This is a genomic window from Geodermatophilus siccatus (assembly GCF_900103785.1).
In the GTDB taxonomy this organism is placed as follows: domain Bacteria; phylum Actinomycetota; class Actinomycetes; order Mycobacteriales; family Geodermatophilaceae; genus Geodermatophilus; species Geodermatophilus siccatus.
In genome coordinates this window covers 271,659-292,831 of sequence record NZ_FNHE01000006.1, presented here as the reverse complement: position 1 = coordinate 292,831, position 21,173 = coordinate 271,659, and the positions used below count along the sequence as shown (strand labels likewise).

Annotated in this window: 18 protein-coding genes and 2 tRNA genes; 13 read left to right on the top strand and 7 right to left on the bottom strand. The window is 76.4% G+C overall.

Going from position 1 to position 21,173, the window contains the following annotated elements; translation table 11 throughout:
- Positions 1-86 precede the first annotated feature (86 nt).
- Positions 87-620 carry a CGNR zinc finger domain-containing protein gene (locus tag BLS21_RS13715; protein ID WP_091219115.1) on the bottom strand — a complete coding sequence of 178 codons (534 nt, stop codon included), beginning with the start codon at positions 618-620 and terminating at the stop codon, positions 87-89.
- Positions 621-769: 149 nt separating this feature from the next.
- Between BLS21_RS13715 and BLS21_RS13710 the strand changes: the two genes are divergently transcribed.
- The 3 genes from BLS21_RS13710 (at position 770) to BLS21_RS13700 (ending at position 2,251) form a co-directional block, all read left to right on the top strand.
- Positions 770-1,975, top strand: coding sequence for an MFS transporter (locus tag BLS21_RS13710; protein ID WP_091219113.1), 1,206 nt, complete (start codon positions 770-772; stop codon positions 1,973-1,975).
- A gap of 93 nt (positions 1,976-2,068) precedes the next feature.
- Positions 2,069-2,157: transfer RNA gene (locus BLS21_RS13705), tRNA-Ser, on the top strand.
- A 21-nt stretch (positions 2,158-2,178) separates the two neighbouring features.
- A tRNA-Arg gene (locus BLS21_RS13700) sits at positions 2,179-2,251 on the top strand.
- A 216-nt stretch (positions 2,252-2,467) separates the two neighbouring features.
- Here the strand turns inward: BLS21_RS13700 and BLS21_RS13695 are convergent.
- The gene (locus BLS21_RS13695; RefSeq protein WP_091219110.1) at positions 2,468-2,995 is read right to left on the bottom strand and encodes a hypothetical protein; all 528 of its coding nucleotides are present in this window, start codon (positions 2,993-2,995) and stop codon (positions 2,468-2,470) included.
- Between the two features lie 98 nt (positions 2,996-3,093).
- Between BLS21_RS13695 and BLS21_RS13690 the strand changes: the two genes are divergently transcribed.
- Positions 3,094-3,525, top strand: a complete 432-nt coding sequence (locus BLS21_RS13690; RefSeq protein WP_091219107.1) for a MarR family winged helix-turn-helix transcriptional regulator — start codon at positions 3,094-3,096, stop codon at positions 3,523-3,525.
- A gap of 273 nt (positions 3,526-3,798) precedes the next feature.
- On the opposite strand, the gene BLS21_RS13685 is transcribed toward BLS21_RS13690, so the two are convergent.
- Positions 3,799-5,151, bottom strand: a complete 1,353-nt coding sequence (locus tag BLS21_RS13685; protein ID WP_091219103.1) for a serine/threonine-protein kinase — start codon at positions 5,149-5,151, stop codon at positions 3,799-3,801.
- Between the two features lie 286 nt (positions 5,152-5,437).
- On the opposite strand from BLS21_RS13685, the gene BLS21_RS13680 reads away from it, so the two are divergent.
- The gene (locus BLS21_RS13680; RefSeq protein ID WP_091219100.1) at positions 5,438-6,613 is read left to right on the top strand and encodes an FHA domain-containing protein; all 1,176 of its coding nucleotides are present in this window, start codon (positions 5,438-5,440) and stop codon (positions 6,611-6,613) included.
- 42 nt (positions 6,614-6,655) lie between these two features.
- Here the strand turns inward: BLS21_RS13680 and BLS21_RS13675 are convergent, their stop codons facing one another.
- The 4 genes from BLS21_RS13675 to BLS21_RS13660 form a co-directional block, all read right to left on the bottom strand.
- Positions 6,656-9,769 (bottom strand): FAD-dependent oxidoreductase, encoded by a 3,114-nt coding sequence (locus BLS21_RS13675; RefSeq protein ID WP_091219097.1) that lies wholly within the window; start codon positions 9,767-9,769, stop codon positions 6,656-6,658.
- A gap of 42 nt (positions 9,770-9,811) precedes the next feature.
- On the bottom strand, positions 9,812-10,369 hold the full coding sequence (locus tag BLS21_RS13670; protein ID WP_091219095.1) for a DUF6529 family protein: 558 nt from the start codon (positions 10,367-10,369) through the stop codon (positions 9,812-9,814).
- A 56-nt stretch (positions 10,370-10,425) separates the two neighbouring features.
- The gene (locus BLS21_RS13665; protein WP_139177112.1) at positions 10,426-10,899 is read right to left on the bottom strand and encodes a hypothetical protein; all 474 of its coding nucleotides are present in this window, start codon (positions 10,897-10,899) and stop codon (positions 10,426-10,428) included.
- Between the two features lie 461 nt (positions 10,900-11,360).
- Positions 11,361-12,683 carry an alpha-hydroxy-acid oxidizing protein gene (locus BLS21_RS13660; RefSeq protein WP_091219089.1) on the bottom strand — a complete coding sequence of 441 codons (1,323 nt, stop codon included), beginning with the start codon at positions 12,681-12,683 and terminating at the stop codon, positions 11,361-11,363.
- 262 nt (positions 12,684-12,945) lie between these two features.
- Here BLS21_RS13660 and BLS21_RS13655 point away from each other — a divergent pair, with 262 nt between their 5' ends.
- The 8 genes from BLS21_RS13655 (at position 12,946) to rfaE2 (ending at position 21,128) form a co-directional block, all read left to right on the top strand.
- Entirely contained in the window at positions 12,946-13,629 is a 684-nt protein-coding gene (locus tag BLS21_RS13655; protein ID WP_091219086.1) for a hypothetical protein, read from the top strand.
- A 25-nt stretch (positions 13,630-13,654) separates the two neighbouring features.
- On the top strand, positions 13,655-14,170 hold the full coding sequence (locus tag BLS21_RS13650; RefSeq protein WP_091219084.1) for a MarR family winged helix-turn-helix transcriptional regulator: 516 nt from the start codon (positions 13,655-13,657) through the stop codon (positions 14,168-14,170).
- Positions 14,171-14,314: 144 nt separating this feature from the next.
- Positions 14,315-15,814, top strand: coding sequence for an HAD-IIIA family hydrolase (locus tag BLS21_RS13645; protein ID WP_091219081.1), 1,500 nt, complete (start codon positions 14,315-14,317; stop codon positions 15,812-15,814).
- Positions 15,811-16,866, top strand: coding sequence for a glycosyltransferase family 9 protein (locus BLS21_RS13640; RefSeq protein ID WP_091219241.1), 1,056 nt, complete (start codon positions 15,811-15,813; stop codon positions 16,864-16,866). The genes BLS21_RS13645 and BLS21_RS13640 overlap by 4 nt, the downstream gene beginning before the upstream one ends.
- Positions 16,863-17,855 (top strand): glycosyltransferase, encoded by a 993-nt coding sequence (locus tag BLS21_RS13635; RefSeq protein ID WP_091219077.1) that lies wholly within the window; start codon positions 16,863-16,865, stop codon positions 17,853-17,855. The genes BLS21_RS13640 and BLS21_RS13635 overlap by 4 nt, the downstream gene beginning before the upstream one ends.
- Positions 17,852-19,078: a glycosyltransferase gene (locus BLS21_RS13630; protein ID WP_091219074.1), complete on the top strand. Its 1,227-nt coding sequence runs from the start codon at positions 17,852-17,854 to the stop codon at positions 19,076-19,078. The genes BLS21_RS13635 and BLS21_RS13630 overlap by 4 nt, the downstream gene beginning before the upstream one ends.
- Positions 19,075-19,749, top strand: a complete 675-nt coding sequence (locus BLS21_RS13625) for a D-sedoheptulose-7-phosphate isomerase (protein ID WP_091219072.1) — start codon at positions 19,075-19,077, stop codon at positions 19,747-19,749. The genes BLS21_RS13630 and BLS21_RS13625 overlap by 4 nt, the downstream gene beginning before the upstream one ends.
- Positions 19,746-21,128: a D-glycero-beta-D-manno-heptose 1-phosphate adenylyltransferase gene (rfaE2, locus tag BLS21_RS13620; protein WP_091219069.1), complete on the top strand. Its 1,383-nt coding sequence runs from the start codon at positions 19,746-19,748 to the stop codon at positions 21,126-21,128. Before BLS21_RS13625 ends, rfaE2 begins: the two co-directional genes overlap by 4 nt.
- The last annotated feature ends 45 nt before the right edge of the window (positions 21,129-21,173 follow it).

Below are 21,173 nucleotides of genomic sequence, written 5' to 3'. Positions count from 1 at the left end.
GAAGGACCACCCTTCCCCCACGCCTCGCAGGCTCGGGGCGGGGCCTCTGAGGGGTGGCCGTTCCAGGACGTCACGCGCGGCTCCCCTCAGGCCTTGCGGCGGGCCCGGTAGGCGGCGACCGTCGAGCGGCTGGCGCAGGTGTTGGAGCAGTACCGGCGGCTGGCGTTGCGCGAGGTGTCGACGTAGACGTCGTCGCAGCCCTCGGCCGAGCAGACGCCGATCCGCTGCCAGCCGTGCTGGACGACGACCTGGGACAGGCCCATCGCCACCGTCGTCGTCAGCTGCTCGAGCAGTGGCGCGTCGGGACGCGCGTAGTGCAGGTGCAACGCGCCGTCGTGGTCGGTGGCGTAGGGCTTCGGGTGGGCCAGCGCGAGCAGCGCGTTGAGCCGGTCCATGACCTCGCCCTCGGACTGGGCGACGGCGACGGCGCGGACCAGGTCGGCGGTCGTGGCCGCCTGGCCGGTCTCGTCGGGGGAGAGGTCGAGGACGCTGCCGGGCGAGAACCACTCGTCGTGGGCGCGCAGGAACGCCGTGGCCCAGTCCGGCCCGGCGTCCCGGTCGGCGTTGGCCAGGTCGATGGCCAGCTCGACCGCTGTGGACCCGTAGGTGTCGTAGTCCATGGAATCCCCTACCGCTGAGGTGCCGTCGACACGCCGTAGGTGGTGTAACGCACTTGACCCCCTACGTCGTCGTCCGTAGCGTGTAGGGAGTCAACGGTGTTTGACCCCCTACTCTTCCCGTTCCGCGTGCTACCAGAAGTGAGTCCGTCGTGCGTGCGTACCTGTCCGTCTGGCGTCTGCCGTCCGCTCCGGTGCTGCTCGTCGCCGGTTTCGCCGGCCGTCTCCCGTCGGCCATGGTCCCGCTCGCACTGCTGCTCATGGTGCAGCAGCAGACCGGCTCCTACGCCGTCGCCGGTCTCGCGGCGGCCACCTACGGCCTGGCGATGGCCGGGATGGCGCCGGTGCTCGGCCGGCTGGCCGACCGCCGCAGCCCGCGCCCGGTGCTGGTGGCCCAGGCCGCGGCGTACCCGCTGCTGCTGACCCTGCTCGTGGCCGCCGTCCTCGGAGGCGCCCCGACGGCGGCGATCGTCGCCGCCTCGGCCGCCGCGGGCGCCGGGACGCCGCTGGTGTCCGGCGCGGTGCGCGCGCTGTGGTCCCGGGTCGACCCGCGGGTGCGCGGCACGGCGTACGCCCTCGACGCCACCGCGACCGAGCTGGTCTTCGTGGCCGGCCCCACCCTCGTCGCCGCGCTCGCCGTGCTGGCCGCCCCGGCGTGGGCGCTGGCAGTGGCCGGGGCGCTGGCCGTGGCCGGTGCACTCGGCATCGCGGTCTCGGGCGCCATGCGCGGCTGGGTCTCGGTGCCGGTGGCGCACCGGGCCAGCCCGTTCGCCACGGTGCTCGCCCCCGGCATGCCGCGGGTGCTGGGCAGCGGCTCGGCGCTGATGCTCGGCTTCGGTGCGCTCGAGGTCGCGGTCCCCGCGTTCGCCGACGCCGCCGGGGCGCCCGGGATGTCCGGCGTCCTGCTGGCCCTGTGGTCGCTGGGGTCGGTGGCCGGCGGGCTGTGGTTCGGCGCCCGGGTGGTCAGCGCCTCGCTGCCGCGGCAGTACCGCTGGCTGCTGCTCGGCGTGACGATCGGCCTGGCCCCGCTGGCCGCGGCGTCCGACCCGTGGGTGCTCGGCGCGCTGCTGTTCCTGGGCGGGACGGCGATCGCCCCGACGCTGACGGTGCAGAACTCGCTGGTGGGCGCGATCGCCCCGGCGCACGCCACCACCGAGGCCTTCACCTGGCTGTCGACGATGGCCACCGGCGCCTCGGCGGTCGGGGCCGCGCTCGGCGGTGCGCTGATCGAGAGCCGGGCCGGGGTCAGCGGCAGCCTGCTGCTCGCCGTCGCCGGGGCCGCCCTCGCGGTGCTGGTGACGCTGGTGCCGGGCCGCCGTCCGGCCGGGGAGCGGGTGTCCGAGCCCGTCGCCGCCTGAGGCTCTCCGCCGGCGGCGGGGACCCCCGGCGGACGGCCTCCCGTGGCGCTGGTAGTCTCTCTCCTCGGTGGTTCCGGGGGGACTCGGACCCCGGGAGGCTTCGCCTAGTCCGGTCTATGGCGCCGCACTGCTAATGCGGTTTGGGTTAATCCCCATCCCGGGTTCAAATCCCGGAGCCTCCGCGCACGACAACTGAAGAGCACGCACCCGTAGCTCAACGGATAGAGCATCTGACTACGGATCAGAAGGTTAGGGGTTCGAATCCCTTCGGGTGCACGTCTGGTTGAGACAGCACAGCGGCTCCGTCCTCCGGGACGGGGCCGCTGTTCTCTTCCCGGGTCCTGCCGCCGCGGACCTGCCGACGGCGCGCCCGCCGCTGGCCGCTCCACCGCGACCTCCCCCTCGAGTTGCTCATGGGCTTGTCGCAGGCGACCCGCGCGGACGCGCCGCCGGCAGCGGCAACAGCTCCATGGTCACGGCCGGCGTCGCCGGTCACCGGCGGCGGGTCGGCCCCCACGGCTTCCAGATGGCGAGGACCGAGGCGACGAGCAGCGCGGTGCCGGACACGAAGGCCGGGAACAGCAGGTCCACGGGGATCCGCCCGAGCCGCTCAACCAGCCCGACGTCGACCCGGCGCACCTGCTGCGCCACCTCGGCCAGCCGGGGCCGGAGCAGCACGGGCACCAGGGCGACCAGCACCAGGTTGACCACCAGCTTGACCAGCACCCAGCGGGTGCGGACGACGCCCCAGCGGCTGGCCAGCCCGAGCACCAGCCCCGACGCGAGGCTGGTCAGGCCCAGGGTCAGCAGGACCGGGACGGCGAAGACGTCCAGCGCCGTGTAGCAGGCCGCCACGCGCGCGGGGTCGTCCGAGACGAACCCGGTCACCGCGAGCACCCCGAGGACGACGTCGGCGCCGAACCACCCGAGCGAGGCGGTCAGGTGGACCAGCAGGACCACGCGGCGGGCGGAGCGGCCCAGCCGCAGCCGGACGGCGGGAGCTGTCGGGATCGCGGTCATCGCGCGCCTCCTGGGGGAGGGTCGGGCGGCTCCGACGCTACGCCAGAAGGTTAGGTACCGAAAGGTCAGGACCCTGTCGTTCTTGGTAGGGTGCGGCCGTGCCGCGGCCTCCCGGCGGCCCGCCGATCGGGCTGCTCCTGGACCGGGTGGCCCGGGAGGTCAGCCGGGCGTTCGACGCGCGGCTGACGGCGGCCGGTGGGTCGCGCGCCGTCTGGCTGGTCCTGGTGGCGCTGCGCCCCGGGGCGGTCGCCAGTCAGCGGGAGCTGGCCGATGCGCTCGGCGTCCGCGCGGCCACGCTGACCCAGCAGCTCGACGCGATGGAGGCGGCAGGCCTGGTCGCCCGGAGCCGCGACCCCGGCAACCGGAGGGTGCACCGCGTGGCGCTGACCGCCGCCGGCCTGCAGCTGTTCGACCGGTTGCGGGACGCCGCGCGGGCGCACGACGAGCAGCTGCGCGCCGGCCTCGACGCGGACGACCTCGCCCGGGTCGCGGCGACGCTGGAGCGGATGCGCCGCAACGTCACCGGCTGACGGGGAGCCGCTCGAGATGAGGGGCGGGGGGCCGGTCCTGACGGTCTGGCCGCGTTGGTCGGTCCTCCCAGCAGTGGGAGGCCACTCGTTGCCGGCTGCCCCCGCCCGGCCTCCACTGTGACTCCGCTCACACGCCGGGGTCAAGTCCGCCCCGGCGTGTCGCACCGGCCCCGTCAGGGCACCGCCCCGAACCTGCGAGGAGCGGGTCCTCCAGCGCCCGACCGGGCGTAGCACCTCCGGTGGAGAGCTGGTCGACCGACGTGCGGCCCGGCGTCAGGTCGCCCTGCCCAGCAAGTCCAGCACCAGCGGCAACCAGCCTCCCGCCGGGGCGACGTAGACCGTGAACAGCCTCGGGACCAGCAGGACCGCCGCGACCAGCAGCAGGACCACGGCGAGTGCGATGACCACACCGACCCACCGCTTCCTGGGGGGCCGGTGGCGTCCGGCCGCCTCCGCGTCCGGTGCCGGGCTCCCGGCTGCCGCGACGGTCTCCCCTCCCGCGGCTCCGGGGACGGGCGACGACGGCGGTGGTGTCGGCGTCGCGGCGGGGACGCCCGTGGGCGCGCCGCGGCCGGGTGCCTCCGCGGGGTCCGCACCGGCCGGGACCCGCCCCTGCCCGTGCCGTCCTGCGACCGTCGGCGCCGCACCGCCGCCCCCCGGTGGCCGAGGACCGGAGGTGCCCGCGGGCCGGTCGGACGGGATGGTCGAGCCCCGGGTGGGGGCGACGATGCGCTCCGCGCCCGACACGACCGGCATGCCGTCAGCGGAGAGCCAGCCCCACCCCCACGCCTCCGTGCCCGCCTCGGCCAGCGCCGTCCCGAACGACACCGCGCTGGCGAAGCGCTCCGCGGGGTCGGTGGCCAACCCGTGCATCACCACCTCCGCCACCGGGGTGGGCACCCCGGGGGCCACGTCCCCGAGCGGGATGGGCGGCTCGTGGACGTGCTTGAACAGCAGCGACATGGCGTTGCCGTCGGCGGTGAACGGGAGGACGCCGGAGAGCAGCTCGTAGGTCATGGTGGCCAGCGCGTAGACGTCGGTCGCCGGCGACAGTTCGCCCCCGCGCACCTGCTCGGGTGCCATGTAGGCCGGGGTGCCGACCACCTCTCCGGCGCGGGTCAGGAGCGTCTCCGTGCCACCGACCACCTTGGCGATCCCGAAGTCGGTGACCTTGATGGCGCCGCTCGCGGCGAAGAGCATGTTCTCCGGCTTCACGTCCCGGTGCAGCACCCCGCGCTCGTGCGCGGCGTTGAGCCCGGCGGCGCAGGCCAGGGAGACCGCGACGGCGTGCGGGGCGGTGAACCCGGTGGTCGTGGACCGGTCCCGCAACGTGCCCCCGGGGAGCAGCTCCATCACCAGCAGGCAGAGGTCCTCCCGCTCGACGAAGTCGTAGACGGGGACGACGTGCGGGTGGTCGAGCGAGGCGAGCACCCGCGCCTCGGCCGCGAACCGCCGACGGACCGCCACGTCGGCCGCCACCGTCCTGGACAGCTGCTTGATGGCCACCCTGCGGTCGAGCTGGCGGTGGCGGCCGGCCAGGACCACCCCGAAACCGCCCTGCCCGAGCACGCCCCCGACGTCGTAGGCCGGGAGCGCGTCGGCGATCAGCTGCCGCTCGATCTCCATCCGTCAGGCCGGGGTCGCGACGGCGAGGGGGACGCGGGCCCGGGGCCGGGGGGCCGGACCGGTGCCCGGGACCACCGCGCGGGAGGCTCGCGGATGTGCCACGTCGACTCCTCAGTGCGCCTCTGGTCGACGGCGCCAACGAGCTCACGATCGGCCCGGGCAGTCTATCCGCCACCCACCTCCCGGCGGTCCTGGTCGCCCGCGGCACCGGGTCGTAGCCTGTTCCCCTCCGATCGGGTGTGCGGGCCGGGGAGGACCCCGGCCGGGCGCGCTGCAGGGAGCGCAGATGGGCGACGGGACGACCCGGGTCGGCATCGGACCCGGCACCGGTCTGGTCGGGCGGTTCGGCGACGCCGTGGTCCTCATCGCGCCGGACGCGGCGGCCGACGAGGCCGCCACCGGGGAACTCCTGGACCTGGTCCGGGCCGCCGCCGAGGCCGAGCACCCCGGGGGCGCGATCGCCGCGCGGCTGGCCGCCTGGGTCGGTGGCCGCACCCCGTCCGACGGCTCGGCGTTCGGTGTCGTCGCCCCGGTCGAGAACGGCGTCGTCGTCTTCCTGCGCGGCCCGGTGTGGGCGGAGGTCGTCGACTCCGGGACGACCAGGCGGCTCTCCGGGCGGCAGGCGCTGACCTGGGTCGACCAGGTCGTCCCGCTGCCCGTCGAGCGCGTGGCGGTCGGCAGCGAGGCCGACCCGTCGGTGCAGGTGCACCCCCGGTCCGACCTGCGCTCCGGCGTGGTGCCCGCACGGGGATTCGTCCTCACGGCGCCCGCCGGGAGCCCCGCTGTGCCTGCCGCACGGGTCGACGAGGGCGCGGCCCGGCCGGCGGAGCCCCACCCCGCTCCCGACCGGTCGGGGGACCGGGGGACCCGGACCTCGACGCCGGAGCCCTCGACGCCGGAGCCCTCGACGCCGGAGCCCTCGACGCCGGAGCCCTCGACCCCGGAGACGCCGACGCAGGCTGCACCGGCCGCGGACCAGGTCACCCTCCCGGCACGGTCGGACCGCCCGGCCGGGGCGGACGCCGGGCGACGGGGCACCGAGCCGATCCCCGGACCGCAGGGGGACGAACCGGTCGATCCCGCCGCGACCCTGCTCGCGGCGCCCCCCGTGGGGGCGCTGGTCGCCGAGGGCGGCGGACCCACGATCCTGCTCGATCGCGACTACGTCCTGGGTCGGGAACCGCACAACGACCCGTCCGTGCAGGACGCGTCGGCGTCCCCCGTCGTGCTGCACGACCCGGACAACCTCATCTCGCGGGTGCACGCCCACGTGTCGGTCGGCGGCGGTTCCGTGCACGTGCGCGACGCCCCGTCGGTGAGCGGCACCTACGTCGCCGCGCCCGGCGCCGAGGAGTGGACCCGCATCGGGCGGGAGCCCACCCCGCTCCTGCCGGGCTGGAGCCTGCGCGTCGGCCGGCAGGTGTTCGTCTTCGAGCCGACCGGGACCGCGGCTCCCGGCTGAGGACGCGCTCCGGCCGGGGCAGGTGGGAGGCGGATCGGTCCGTCAGGCACGCGCGGGCTGGGAGACCGCAGCGCGCCGGCCGACGTCCTTGAGCACCTGCCAGTTCCCGCTCCGCAGGTCGGCGAGGACGGCGTCGTCGAGTTCCACCTGCTTCTTGACCGCCGAGGTGACCGCCACGACGTCCTCGGGGTGGTGCCCGAGGACGATCCCCCCGACGGCCCTGTGCTGCGACACGACGAGCCGCCGGTACGACGGGAGGGAGGCGTCCTCCAGGACGACCACCTCGTCCTCCGGCTCGGGTTGCACCCGGCCGATCGAGAACAGGTCCAGCCCGACCCCCTTGAGGATGGTGGCCGGCACCTCGGCGCTGAGCACCTCGTGACCGCCCAGGGCGTTGACCGCGGCGACCTCGCCCTGCTTGGCCGCGATCGGCCACAGGCCCAGCACCCTGCCGCCGTGCTCCGCCACGTCGCCGGCGGCGTACACGCCCGGGACCCCCGTCTGCATCCGGTCGTCGACGAGGACGCCCTTGCCGACCGGGATGCCCGCACGCTCGGCCAGGTCCACGTTGGGCCGGATGCCGACCGCGGCGAGGAACAGGTCGCACCGCAGTGACCGCCGGTCCCGGAGCGTGACCCCGGTGACCCGTTCCTCGCCGGCCAGCGCGACGGCCTCGGCGCCGTGGAGGACCTGCATCCCGATGTCCTGGAGGTGGGTGAGGACCAGGTCGCTGCAGCGCGGGTCGATCTGGCGCGACAGCAACCTCGCGCCCCGTTCGAGCACCGTGACCCGCAGTCCCAGTTCGAGCAGGGAGTGCGCCGCCTCCAGTCCCAGCAGGCCGCCGCCGGAGACCACGGCGTCCCGGCACGCGTGCTGCTGGGCGTAGGCACGGACCTGCTGGGCGTCCGACGCCGACCGCAGGACGAAGCTGCCGGGCCGGCCGAACCCGGTGACCGGCGGCGCGACGCCGCTGCTGCCCATGGCCAGGATCAGGCGGTCGTAGGGGAGCACCTCGCCCGTACCGAGGAACACCCGGTGGGACTCGAGGTCGATGTCGGTGGCGACGGTGTTGAGCCACGCGGTGATCTGGTGCTCGTCGTACCACTGCTCCGGCAACAGGAAGAGGCCCTGCATCGCCGACCGGCCGTAGACCAGCCGCGAGATCCCCATCCGGTTGTAGAGGACGTGCGGCTCCTGCCCGACGACGTGGATCTCGCACTCGGGGTGCCCGCGCCGGACGAAGTCGGCGGCGGTGACGCCCGCGATGCCGTTGCCCAGGACCACCACGCTGACGATCGACCGGTCGAACTCCCGCGGCAGGGCACCCTCATCGGGCGTCCCCGGCTGGGGGGTCAGGGAGACCGTGACCGGTCCGCACTCGATCCGCGCGGAGCAGGCCATCCGCGTGTTCTTCGCGAACCCGAGCCGGCGCAGCGTGTTGAGCTCCTCCTCCTCGGGCGCCGACAGGCAGGACGTGCCGTCGAGGACCGCCACCGGGTCGGCGCCGCACACCCCCATCCGGCAGCCCGCCTCCAGCGGCAGGCCCGCACGCTCGGCGACCTCGAGCAGGCTCGTCCCGACCTCGGCGCTCACGGGCCCGTCGCCCTCGGCGAACCGCACCTCGGCCCCGTCCGCGGGCCCCTCGTCCCGCGCCGCCTCCGGCGACGGCCGGCTGACGGGGATGACGGGGAGCTGCGCGCGCTGGTCGGCGGCGGCCTCCTCGTCGTACTGGCGTGCCTTCACGGCGGTGCGGGCGATCCAGAGGACGGACAGGACCAGCACCAGGGCCTGGATCGGCCAGCGCGACCAGGGGGCCTGGATACCGGTGATCGTCGCGAACGAGTCGGCCAGGACGACGCCGGCGAACCAGTAGAAGAGGTTGATGGCCGCCGCGGCCCACACCGCGATCGTGACCGCCGTCCGGAGCGGCAGGAGCGCCTCCGCCGCGTAGAACAGCCCGACGCTGCCGAGGAAGTAGAGGGCCAGCTGGCCGTAGGTCGACGTCAGCGGCCGGTCGCCTGCACCGGCCAGCGTGAAGAAGCCGAGCACGAAGCCGGGCAGCGCCGCGACGAACAGCTTCCGCGGCGCGGTCCACACCGGGTCGTCCTCGTGCAGGTCGGCCTGGTAGGCGCTGATCGGCTGGAAGTCGTAGCAGTTCTTCGTGCAGGCGACGCAGGGCCGGCAGTGGCTGTTGGGGACCCGGACGTACGGCGTCTGGCCGTAGACCCGCTGCAGCGGCAGGAGCGGGCAGATCTGGCTGCACCAGCCGCTCTTGCCCTTGAACAGGAAGCCGCCGAGGAAGGCCGCGGAGATGACCACCGCGAGCAGCACGCCGGTGGCCGGCCCGCTGCCGTTGAAGACCGCCAGCCGGGCACCGGCGATGCCGAAGAACAGGACCATCGCCACGAGGAAGGCCCGGCGCTGCCACCACTGCGGCACCGTCAGCCCGCGGGTGAACCCGAGGACGCGCGGCGCCTGGTTCACGGCGGCCAGCGGGCAGCTGTTGCGCCACACCCCCGGCGCCACGAAGAACAGCAGCGGCAGCAGCGGGACGACCACCCCGAAGAAGACGAACAACCCGGCCGCAGGCCGGACGAACAGCGTGACCACCAACGCGACGTAGGCCAGCACGCTGACGACCCGGACCGCACGCCACGCGGTGAGCGGGACCCGGGTGCGCATCTCGGTGTAGACCGGGAACAGCGCCTCGCCCGCCCGCGGCGTCCTGCCCAGCGCCCGGTCCCACGCCACCGTCAGCCGCGAGGGAGCGCTCGGGGCGGCGGGCGGTGGCGGCGGCGCCGGGACGGCCTCGTCCGCACCCGCCAGCACGGTGGCCATGGCCGCGGGCACCGGGGCGCGCTCGCGCCGGCCGACCACCACGATCTCGGTGGCCCCGAGACGGACGACGTCCCCGTGCTCGAGGACCACGCGGCCGGTGACGCGGTTGCCGTTGACGAACGTCCCGTTGCGGCTGTCGAGATCGACGAGGGACAGGGCGACGGGGCTCGGCACCAGCCGCAGGTGGCGGCGGGAGATGCTCTGGTCGGACAGGGCGAGGCCCTCGGACTCGCGGCCGACCTCGAGCGCGCGGGTCAGCACCACGCGCCGGGGCTGCTGCCCGGGTTCCCTGATCTCGATGACGGGGGGACCGGCCATCCGGAGGTTCCTTCCCACGCAGCTCGACCGCGGCTCGGTCCCTCAGAGGTGGAGTCCCGTGGTGGTGAACACCCACAGCGAGGAGCTGAGCCACAGGCCGATCACACCGGCGAAGAGGGCTCCGCCCACGACCGGCACGACCCAGCGGGGCCGGTCGCGGCGGGTGAGGACGAGCATCTTGACCACGAAGGCGCCGTAGAGGAAGCAGCCCAGCAGGGAGTGCACCAGGACCCGGGGGGAGCCCCCCTGGAAGCCCAGGGCGTAGAGGCAGTGGACGGCCACCGGCACGGTGGCCAGGATCGCGATCCGTCCCGACCAGCGGTGGACCGCGCGGACCCGGGCGCTCGCCGCGGCGTCGTACATGCGACCGGCCGTCAGCAGCTGGACCACGGCGAGGACGGCCGCGACCGTGGTGAGCCACGTCTTGACGTACAGCGGCCCGGAGAACCCGACGACGTTGAGGGCGTACCCCGCCGGCTCGTGCTCCCGGCCGTACACCCCGAGCGCCACGGCGACAGCCGAACCGACCAGGACGAAGGCGAGCAGCGGCAGCCGGTACCGGTCACGGGTCGCACCGGCCAGTTCGGTGGTGGCGGTCATGACGGCGGCTGCTCCTCACGCCCGGGGGGTGTCGGCTGCGGGGGACCGGGCCCGCCTCACTGGCCGACCACGGTGTCGGCCCCGTCGATGGGGGTGGCCTCGCGGGCGGCCCCTCCGAGCGTGAAGGTGGCGTCCTCCAGGTCCAGCGCAGGCGCCGGGCTCCGGTCCCCGCCGACGTTCTGGATCCCGACCTGCGTGCCGTCCGGGAGCACCACCCAGCCGATCCGGGTCGCCAGGCCGTCGATCGTCGTCCGGGCCTCGTAGATCCCGGCCGGAGGACTGGCCTCGTCCGCGGAGAACAGCCACGCCTGCCCGGCGCTCGTCACGACGGTGCCGGACAGGGTCGCACCGGAGACCGTCCCGATGAGCGCGGCGGTGTCGCGCCCGGTCAGCACGACCTGGTCGCCGGTCACCGAGCCCTGCAGCCAGGTCTCGACGCTGCTCCCGTCGCAGAGGTACGCCGCCGCCCGGTCCCCGTTGACGGCGACCGCCACGGTCGCCTCGCGCCCGCCGGTCCTCCCGGAGTACACGGTCTGCAGCGACGTCGGCTCCGCCGTCGGCGGCGGGGCGGTCTCCGACGGTGATGGCGACGGTGACGGTGAGGGCGAGGACGACGCCGGTGCGCCGTAGTCCGCTGCGCTGTAGCTCGACGAACTCGACGAGCTCGTCGGGGTCGGCGGCCCGACCGTCTCGTTCACCAACAGGAGGGCACCGGTCAGGACCGCGACGGACGCCAGGGTCAGCAACGGTCCTCGAGTGCTCATCGCCACGTTCCCGTCCTGTCCCCTCGGACGTCGATGGCCGTCCGTCGGCCAGACCGGTGACCGACGCGGGGGGCGACCTGCCGGAACCGTCCCACGACCCGCGGGGAGCGCGAAGGGCCTTGAGTCCCTGACGGAGCGCTCTGGCAGCGGGCCCCGTCGCGGCCTTCCGGGTGGCCCCGTCCAGAGGCCCACCGCGAGCTCGCGAGCGGTGAGGAGGAGGGGGTCCTTCACCCGACCCGGCGCAGCACCTCCGGGGAGAGTTGGTCGACCGCCGTGTGACCGCTCAGGCCCAGCGTCAGGTCGAACTCGCCGAGCACGTCGGACACCACCTGCCGCACGCCCTCCTCGCCGGCGAGGGCCAGCCCCCAGGCGAACGGCCGGCCGAGCAGCACCGCCCGCGCACCGAGCGCGACCGCGGTGAGGACGTCGGCGCCGCTGCGCACCCCGCTGTCGAGCAGCACCGGCGCCCGGTCGCCCACCGCGGCCACCACGTCGGGCAGGGCGTCGAGCGCGGAGATGGAGCGGTCCACCTGCCGGCCGCCGTGGGTGCTGACCACCACGCCGTCCACGCCCTCGTCGAGCGCCCGGCGGGCGTCGTCGGGGTGCAGCACGCCCTTGAGCACGATCGGCAGGCGGGTGCGGGCCCGCAGCCAGGCGAGGTCGGCCCAGGTGATCGAGGGCCGGGAGTAGATGGCCAGGAACGTCTCGACGGCGGCCCGCGGCAACGGCGAGCGCAGGTTCTCCAGCAGGGGCCCGGGCCAGGCCCGCGCCATGCCGACCAGGGCCCGGACGGCGGACAACGTCGGCCGCGGCTGCCGGTCCCGGCTCGCCGCAGCCCCCGCCCGGGCCGGCGCGGGAGCGGCACCCGCCCGCTCCTCGACCAGGCGGCGGAACACCGGGTCGGAGGTGTACTGCGCGAGGCCCTTGCCCCGCGCGAACGGCAGGTGGCCCAGGTCCAGGTCGCGCGGGCGCCAGCCGAGCATCGTGGTGTCCAGGGTGACCACCAGCGCGTCGCAGCCGGCGGCCTCGGCCCGGCCGACGAGGCTCTCGACGAGCTCGTCGGACGTCGACCAGTACAGCTGGGACCACCGCGGGGCGGGGTGGGGGGCCTGATCCATCGCGGCGGCGCACTCCTCCATCGACACCGAGGCCTGGTTGGAGAAGACCATCGGCACGCCGAGGGACGCCGCGGCGCGGGCCACCGCGAGGTCGGCCGCGGGGTGCACCAGCTCGAGCGCGCCGACCGGGCCGAGCAGCAGGGGCGCAGGCAGCCGCCGTCCGAACAACTCCACCGAGGTGTCGCGCACGCTCACGTCCCGCAGCACCCGGGGGACGACGGCCCACCGGTCGAACGCCGCGCGGTTGGCCCGCTGCGTGACCTCGTCCCCGGCGCCGCCCGCGACGTAGGAGTAGGCGCGGGCGCCCAGCCGCTCACGCGCGCGGCGCTGCAGCGCCCCAGCCGCGGTGGGCACCCGGGGCCGGTGGCCGTACACCCCCGCCCGGTAGACCTCGTCCTGCCGGCGACGACCGGTGCCCGCTGCTGAGTCCACGCCGGACACCGTAGTGAGCGGTACGTCACGTGCTGTCCTCGCCGACGCTCGTCCACCGCGTGCCGCTGCGTGCTGCGTCTCTGCGCGACCTCACGAGCTCGGTCACGTCCCGCGCGCGGCCCCGGTCGCACTTTATGCGGACACGCCGTAGCGACACGCGCGACCCGTCGGTAACCCGGGGTCCGCGGCCGGTCCCGCCCGGCATCATGGTCGGCACCGGTGCGCCGCAGGTGCGCCGGCGCAGAACCAGGGGGAACAGCACGTGCAGGTGGCCACCCGGCCGGCGTCACTCGTCGTCATGGCGCTCGCCCTGCTCTGCGCCGGCATCGCCCTCGCCGGTCCCGCGGCCGCCGTCGACGACGTCGCCCGCCCGGACGCCCGCGTCACCCACGGCCCCAGCTGCCGCCCCGGCGGGGTGGTCGTCGAGGTCACCGGCGGCACCGTCGGCTACGCGGTCACGCTCGGCACCGGACGCCGTCCCGCGGGGGAGGACGCCGCCGACGTCGCACCCGGCGCCGTCGTCGTGCTGAGCACCGGCGGGGTCGACTGGGGCGAGACCATCGACCCGTTCCTCGCGTACACGGCCCTCGACGGCTCGGGCGACGGCTGGGTCGACGACCTGACCGGCTTCAGCTTCACCCGGCCGGCCGCCGAGGACTGCGCGGCCATCAGCCCGCCCGGTGGCGCGGCGGTGGTCCCGCGGGCCGGGGAGGCGGTGCCGGGACTGCCCGACCCGAGCAGCGTGGCCCCCGCGACCATCGCCGGCGGCGCACCGGCCGTCACGGTCGCAGCAGCGGAGGCGGCCGCGGTCACCGGCGGCATCCCGTGGCCGCTGCTGGCCGCCGGTGGGTCGCTGGTCGCCACGGGCGCCGGCCTCGCCCTCGTCGCCGGGAGCCGGCGGCCGGGGGCAGAGCACCGGACGCCGTCGTCCACCGGGAGCGCCTGAGCGCTCCGTCGGCGACGATGGACAGGTGGCCCGCCCCGAGGACGCCCTGGCTCCGGACCTCCCCGCCGAGCACGTGCCCGGGGACGTGGCCGACGTCCCGGGTGCGGCACCCCGGCCGGCCGAGACCTGGCTGCGCATCGTGCAGGTGCACGACCGCATCACCCGCCGCGTCGACTCCGCCCTGCACCGCCGGCACGACCTCTCGCTCACCGGGTACGAGGCGCTGCGCCGGATAGCCGAGGCCCCCGGCGAGCGGGCCTCGATGGGGGAGCTCGCCGAGGCGCTCGGCATCTCCCGCGCCGGGGTGACCAGCACCGTCACCCGCCTGGTCACCGAGGGCCTCGTCGTCCGGGAGCGCTCGTCGGGTGACAGGCGGCTGCTGCACGCCCGGCTCACCCCCGCCGGACGGGCCAAGGTGGAGGAGGCCCGCCCGACCCACGACGACCTGGTGGCGCACCTGCTCACCCTCCTGGGGGACGACGCCGCCGCCGTCACCGACGCCCTCGCCCGCGTCTCCGCGGCGGCCCGCACCCGCCGCTGAAGGAGGACCCGCCGCCCCTCGGCCCCGTCCAGGGCACCGCTCCCAGCGTGCGAGGGGTGGGGAGGACGGGGTCCTCCTCCACGTCCGGGGGACACTTCAAGCCCGTAGTGTTTCCACTCCAGTCCACGCGGGCAGGACGCGAACATGCAGGTGGGGATCGAGCAGTGCTCTGTGGTCGTGCCGACCGTCGGCCGGCCGTCGCTGGACGTGCTGCTCGACGCCCTCGCGCAGGCCCCGGGACCGCGCCCGGCCGAGCTGGTGCTGGTCGACGACCGGCCCACCGGCGAGCCGCTGCGCCCCGAGCGGCCCGGCCTGCCGCCGGTGCGGGTGGTGCGCACCGGCGGCGGTGGCCCGGCCCGCGCCCGCAACCTGGGCTGGCGCAGCGTCCGCACCGAGTGGGTGGCCTTCCTCGACGACGACGTCGTCCCCGACCCCGACTGGTACCAGCGGCTGGCCGAGGACCTCTCCGACCTGCCGGCCGACGTGGCCGGCAGCCAGGGCCGGGTGCGGGTGCCGCTGCCGGAGGACCGCCGGCCCACCGACTGGGAGCGCGGCACCGCCGGCCTGGCGACCAGCTCCTGGATCACGGCCGACCTCGCCTACCGCCGCGCCGCCCTGGCCGCGGTCGGCGGCTTCGACGAGCGCTTCCCGCGCGCCTTCCGCGAGGACTCCGACCTGGCGCTGCGGGTGATGGACACCGGCGCCCGGCTGGTCCGCGGGCGGCGCTGGATCACCCACCCGGTGCGCCCGGTGGACCGGTGGGTGAGCGTCCGCGTGCAGGCCGGCAACGCCGACGACGTCCTCATGCGGCGGCTGCACGGCCCCGACTGGCGCGAGCGCGCCGACGCGCCGCTGGGCCGCCGGCCGCGGCACCTGGCCGTCACCGTCGCCGGGCTGGCCGCCGTCGGCCTGGCCGCCGCCCGCCGGCCGCGCGCCGCGCTCGCCGCCGCCGCGGCCTGGGCCGTCGGCACCGGTGAGTTCGCCTGGGCGCGGATCGCCCCCGGCCCGCGCGACCGCGCCGAGGTCGGCACCATGCTCGCCACCAGCGCCCTCATCCCGCCGCTGGCCACCTGGCACTTCCTGCGCGGCGCCGTGCAGCACCGCCGGGTGCGGCCGTGGCGCGGGCTGCCCGACCTGGTGCTGTTCGACCGCGACGGCACCCTCGTGCGCGACTACCCGTACAACGGCGACCCGGCGCTGGTGAAGCCCGTGCCCGGCGCGCGGCAGGCCGTCGACGCGCTGCGCGCCCGCGGCGTCCGGGTCGGCGTGGTGAGCAACCAGTCCGGTGTGGCCCGCGGGCTGATCACCCGCGCTCAGGTCGACGCCTGCATGGCCCGGCTCGACGAGCTGCTCGGCCCGTTCGACACCGTCCAGGTCTGCCCGCACGGGCCGGACGACGGCTGCGCCTGCCGCAAGCCCGCGCCCGGGATGGTCAAGGCCGCCTGCGCCGAGCTCGACGTCGATCCCGCCCGCTGCGTGGTCGTCGGCGACATCGGCGCCGACGTCGAGGCCGCCGCGGCCGCCGGGGCCTCCGGGATCCTCGTCCCCACGCCGGTGACGCGGCGGGCCGAGGTCGGGGCGGCCCCGCGTCGCGCCGCCACGATCACCGAGGCGGTCGCGCAGGTCCTGGCCGGTGAGTGGTGAGCGGGCGGACGGTCCTGGTCGCGCGGCTGGACTCGGTCGGCGACGTCCTGGTCCAGGGGCCGCTGGTGCGGGCCGTGGCCGCAGGCGCCGACCGCGTCGTGTTCCTCGCCGGCCCCGCGGGCGCCGAGGCGGCCCGGCTACTGCCCGGCGTCGACGAGGTCTGGACCTGGGCCTGCCCCTGGATCCTCGGCGACCCGCCGCCGGTCGACGCGGACGACCTCGCCGCGCTCACCGACCGGGTCCGGGCCCTGGCCCCCGACGAGGCTCTGGTCTCGACGTCCTTCCACCAGTCGCCCCTGCCGCTGGCGCTGGTGCTGCGCACCGCCGGCGTGCCGCGGATCTCCGCGCTCAGCGTCGACTACCCCGGGTCGCTGCTCGACGTCCGCCACCGGGTGGACGACGACCTGCCCGAGCCCGAGCGGGCGCTGTCCCTGGCCCGCGCGGCGGGCTTCGACCTGCCGGCCGGCGACGACGGCCGGCTCACCGTGCGCCGTCCCCTGCCCGACCCGCGAGATCTGCACAGTGGTGGCCATCAGGGGCCTGGTGGCCACCACTGTGCAGATCTCGCGCCGGGTTACGTCGTCGTCCACCCGGGGGCGTCCGTCCCCGCGCGCGCCTGGCCGGCCCAGCGCTGCGCCGAGGCGGTGGAGGCGCTCGCCGACGCCGGCCACCGGGTGCTGGTCACCGGCGGCGCGGGGGAGCGCGCGCTCACCGCGGCCGTCGCCGGGACCCGCGGCGTCGACCTGGGCGGTGCGCTGACCCTGGCCGAGCTGGCCGCCGTGCTGGACGGCGCCGCCGCGGTCGTCGTCGGCAACACCGGCCCGGCGCACCTGGCCGCCGCCGTCGGGACACCGGTCGTCTCGCTGTTCTCCCCGGTCGTGCCCGCCGCGCGCTGGGCGCCCTACGGCGTCCCCACCGTGCTGCTCGGCGACCAGGACGCCCCCTGCCGGCTGACCCGGGCCCGCGAGTGCCCGGTGCCCGGCCACCCCTGCCTCGCGTCGGTGACCGCGGACGACGTCGTCGCGGCTGTGGAGAAGTTGGTGAGCTCATGAGGGTCCTGCTCTGGCACGTGCACGGTTCGTGGACGACGGCGTTCGTCCAGGGCCGCCACGAGTACCTGCTCCCGGTCGTGGACGGCCCCGGGGGGAGTCGTAGCCCGGACGGCCTCGGCCGCGCGCGCACCTGGGACTGGCCGGCGTCGGCCCGCGAGGTGACCCCCGAGCAGTTGCGCGACGCGGACGTCGACGTCGTCGTCCTGCAGCGCACCCGTGACCTGGAGCTGGTCCGGGAGTGGCTGGGCCGCGAGCCCGGCCGCGACCTGCCCGCCGTCTTCCTCGAGCACAACGCGCCGGGTCTGGAGCCGGGGGACGGGCCGGTCCCGCACACCAGGCACCCGCTGGCCGACCGCGACGACATCCCGGTCGCGCACGTCACGTACTTCAACCAGCTCTTCTACGACAACGGCCGGGCGCCGACGACGGTCATCGAGCACGGCATCGTCGACCCCGGCGAGCGCTGGACCGGCGAGCTGGCGCGGGCCGCCGTCGTCACCAACGAGCCGGTGCGCCGCGGCCGGACCGTCGGCGCCGACCTGCTGCCCGGGCTGGCCGCGGTCGCGCCGGTCGACGTCTTCGGCATGGGGCTCACCGGCCTGCACCAGCGCTACGGCCTCGACCCCGACCGCGTCGCGCTGCACGACGACCCGCCGCAGGCTGCGATGCACGCCGAGCTGGCCCGCCGCCGGGTCTACGTGCACCCGGTCCGGTGGACCTCCCTCGGGCTCTCGCTGCTCGAGGCGATGCACCTGGGCCTGCCGGTGGTCGCCCTGGCCACCACCGAGGTGGTGGAGGCGGTGCCGGCGGAGGCCGGCGTCCTCTCCACCCGTCCCGACGTCCTGTGGGACGCCGTCCGCACCTACCTGCACGACGAGGACGCCGCCCGACTGGCCGGCAAGGCGGCACGCGCCGCCGCGCTGGAGCGGTACGGGCTCCCTCGCTTCCTCGCTGATTGGGACGTCCTTCTCGAGGAGGTGACCCGGTGATCGTCGACCTGGTGTCGGAGCACGCCAGCCCGCTCGCCGCGATCGGCGGCGTGGACGCCGGCGGGCAGAACGTGCACGTCGCCGCCCTCGCCGCGGGCCTGGCCCGCCGCGGGCACACGGTGACCGTGCACACCCGGCGGGAGGACCCCGACCAGCCCGACCGCGTGACCACGGCCGACGGCTACGACGTCGCGCACGTCACCGCCGGGCCGGCCGCGGTGCTGCCCAAGGACGACCTGCTGCGGCACATGCCCGAGTTCGCCGCAGGACTGCGCCGGGAGTGGGCCCGGCGGCCGCCGGACCTGGTGCACGCGCACTTCTGGATGAGCGGGCTGGCCTCGGTCGCCGCCGCCGGGCCGATCCCGGTCCTGCAGACCTTCCACGCGCTCGGCTCGGTCAAGCGCCGCCACCAGGGCGCGGCCGACACCTCGCCGCCGCAGCGCATCGAGCTGGAGCGCTCGCTGTGCCGGACCGTCAGCCACGTCGTCGCCACCTGTTCCGACGAGGTCTTCGAGCTGCGCCGGCTGGGCCTCGACAGCGACCGGGTCTCGGTCGTGCCCTGCGGGGTGGACACGGGCGTCTTCACCCCGCGCGGCCCGGTCGCCCCCCGCGGCGAGCGCAAGCGGCTGCTCGTCCTCGGGCGGCTGGTCGAGCGCAAGGGGCAGGAGGACGCCGTCCGCGCGCTGGCCGCCGTCCCCGACGCCGAGCTGGTCGTCGTCGGCGGGCCGCCGGCCGCGCAGCTCGACGGCGACGCCGAGGTCCGCCGGTTGCGCGCGGTGGCCGCCTCGCTGGGCGTCGCCGACCGGCTGGTGTTCACCGGCGCCGTGGCGCGCGCCGACGTCCCGGCGTGGATCCGCTCGGCCGACGTCGTGCTGGCCGTGCCGTGGTACGAGCCCTTCGGCATCACCCCGCTGGAGGCCATGGCCTGCGGCCGCCCGGTGGTCGCCACCGCGGTCGGTGGGCTGCAGGACTCCGTCGCCGACGGGGTCACCGGCGACCTGGTGCCGCCGAGGGACCCGGCCCGTCTCGGCGCGGTGCTCGCCGCGCTGCTGACCGACGACGCCCGCCGCGCCGCCTACGGCACGGCCGGGGTGCAACGCGCCCGCAACCGCTACCGGTGGGCGCGCGTGGTCGCCGACACCGACACCGTCTACCGGCAGGTCCTGGCCGGTCCCGCACGCACCGATGGCAGCGACAACAGCCCCGTGGAGGTCGCCCGATGAACCCGCTGTCCGAGGCTCCGCACTCCAGCAGCGAGGTCGTCTCGCCGGACACCTGCACGCACCTGACCGGCGCCGACCACGTCGCCTCGCTGACCACCGCGCTCGGGTCGCTGGACGGCCAGCTGGACGCGCTCGACCGCTGGGGCCGGCTGCTCGCCGACGTGCTGTGCGGCGAGCACCGCGGCCGGCTGCTCGCGGCGGGCAACGGCGGCAGCGCCGCGCAGGCGCAGCACCTGACCGCCGAGCTGGTCGGCCGCTACCGCGCCGACCGGCCGCCGTTCTCGGCGATCTGCCTGACCGCCGAGACCTCGTCGCTCACCGCGATCGCCAACGACTACCCGGCGGACGAGCTGTTCGCCCGCCAGGTCGAGGCGCACGGGCGGGCCGGGGACGTGCTGGTGCTGCTGTCGACGTCCGGCCGCAGCCCCAACGCCGTCGCCGCCGCCCGCCGGGCCCGGGAGTGCGGCATCACCGTGCTGGCGATGACCGGGCCGGCGCCCAACCCGCTGGCCGCGGTCGCCGACGACGCGGTCTGCATCGACTCCCCGTGGACGGCGACCGTGCAGGAGTGCCACCTGGTCGCGCTGCACCTGGTGTGCGCCGCCTTCGACGCGGCGGTGCTCGCCGAGCCCGCCCGCGTGCCCGAGACCCGGCTCGGGGTCGCGCGGTGAGCGGGACGGGGCCGCTGGTCGTCGTCGGCGACGCGCTGCTCGACGTCGACCTGGTCGGGACCGCCTCGCGGCTCACCCCCGACGCGCCGGTGCCGGTCGTCGAGGACGTCGAGACGCGCGAGCGCCCCGGCGGTGCGGCCCTGGCCGCGGTGATCGCGGCCCGGGCCACCCGCCGCGAGGTCGTGCTGGTCACCCCCATGGCCGACGACGCGGACGCCGACCGGCTGCGCGCGCTGCTGGCCGGCCGGGTGCGGCTCGTCGAGATCCCGGCGACCGGCGGGACGGCGGTGAAGCGCCGCGTGCGGGTCGGCGACCACTCGGTGGCGCGCATCGACAGCGGCGCCCCGGTGGCCGGGCTGGGCGAGCTGCCCGCGGAGGCGGCCCGGGTCGTCCGGGAGGCCGCCGCGGTGCTGGTCGCCGACTACGGCCGGGGGACGACGGCCGACCCCGCCGTCCGGGCGGTGCTGGCCGAGGCCGGCGGGCCGATCGTCTGGGACCCGCACCCGCGCGGCGCGGACCCCGTCCCGCACACCCGGCTGGTCACGCCCAACGGCGCTGAGGCCGCCCGCGTGGCCTCGTCGGCCGGGATGGCCGCCGAGGGCGACGGGCTGGCCGCGGTCGGGGCGCGGGCCGAGGCGCTGATCCGGCACTGGGGCGTCGGCGCGGTGGTCGTGACCCTCGGCGCCCGCGGTGCGCTGCTCTCCTACGGCGAGGGCGCGCCGATGGTCGTGCCCGCGACGCCGGTGACCGGCGGCGACCCGTGCGGTGCCGGCGACTCGTTCGCCGCCGCGGCCGCGCTCGCCCTGGCCGACGGCGCGGTGACCGGCGAGGCCGTGGCGGCCGCGGTCGCCTCCGCTGGCGCGTTCGTGGCCCGCGGCGGGGCGTCGGCGTGGGATGCCCCGGACTCCGGGGAACCGGGCGTCGCCGCCGAGCCCGGGGTCGGTGGGGTGATCGCGCGGGTCCGGGCGGCGGGCGGGACGGTGGTCGCCACCGGCGGCTGCTTCGACCTGCTGCACCCGGGCCACGTCGCGACGCTGCGGGCCGCCCGCGGGCTGGGCGACTGCCTGGTGGTCTGCATCAACTCCGACGACTCGGTGCGCCGGCTCAAGGGCCCGTCCCGGCCGCTGGTGACCGCCGCCGACCGGGCACGCGTGCTGGAGGCGCTGGAGTTCGTCGACGCGGTCGTCGTGTTCGACGAGGACACCCCGGCCGAGGTGATCGGCCGGCTGCGGCCGGACGTGTGGGCCAAGGGCGGGGACTACGCCGGCGCCGACCTGCCCGAGGCCGCGGTGCTGCGGCGCTGGGGCGGCCAGGCGGTCGTGCTGCCCTACCTCGACGGGCACTCCACGACGGCCCTGGTCGAGCGCTCCCGCGTGTGAACGGCCCTGCGCACGGCCATCCCCGCGGAAATGGCCGGGACGGCG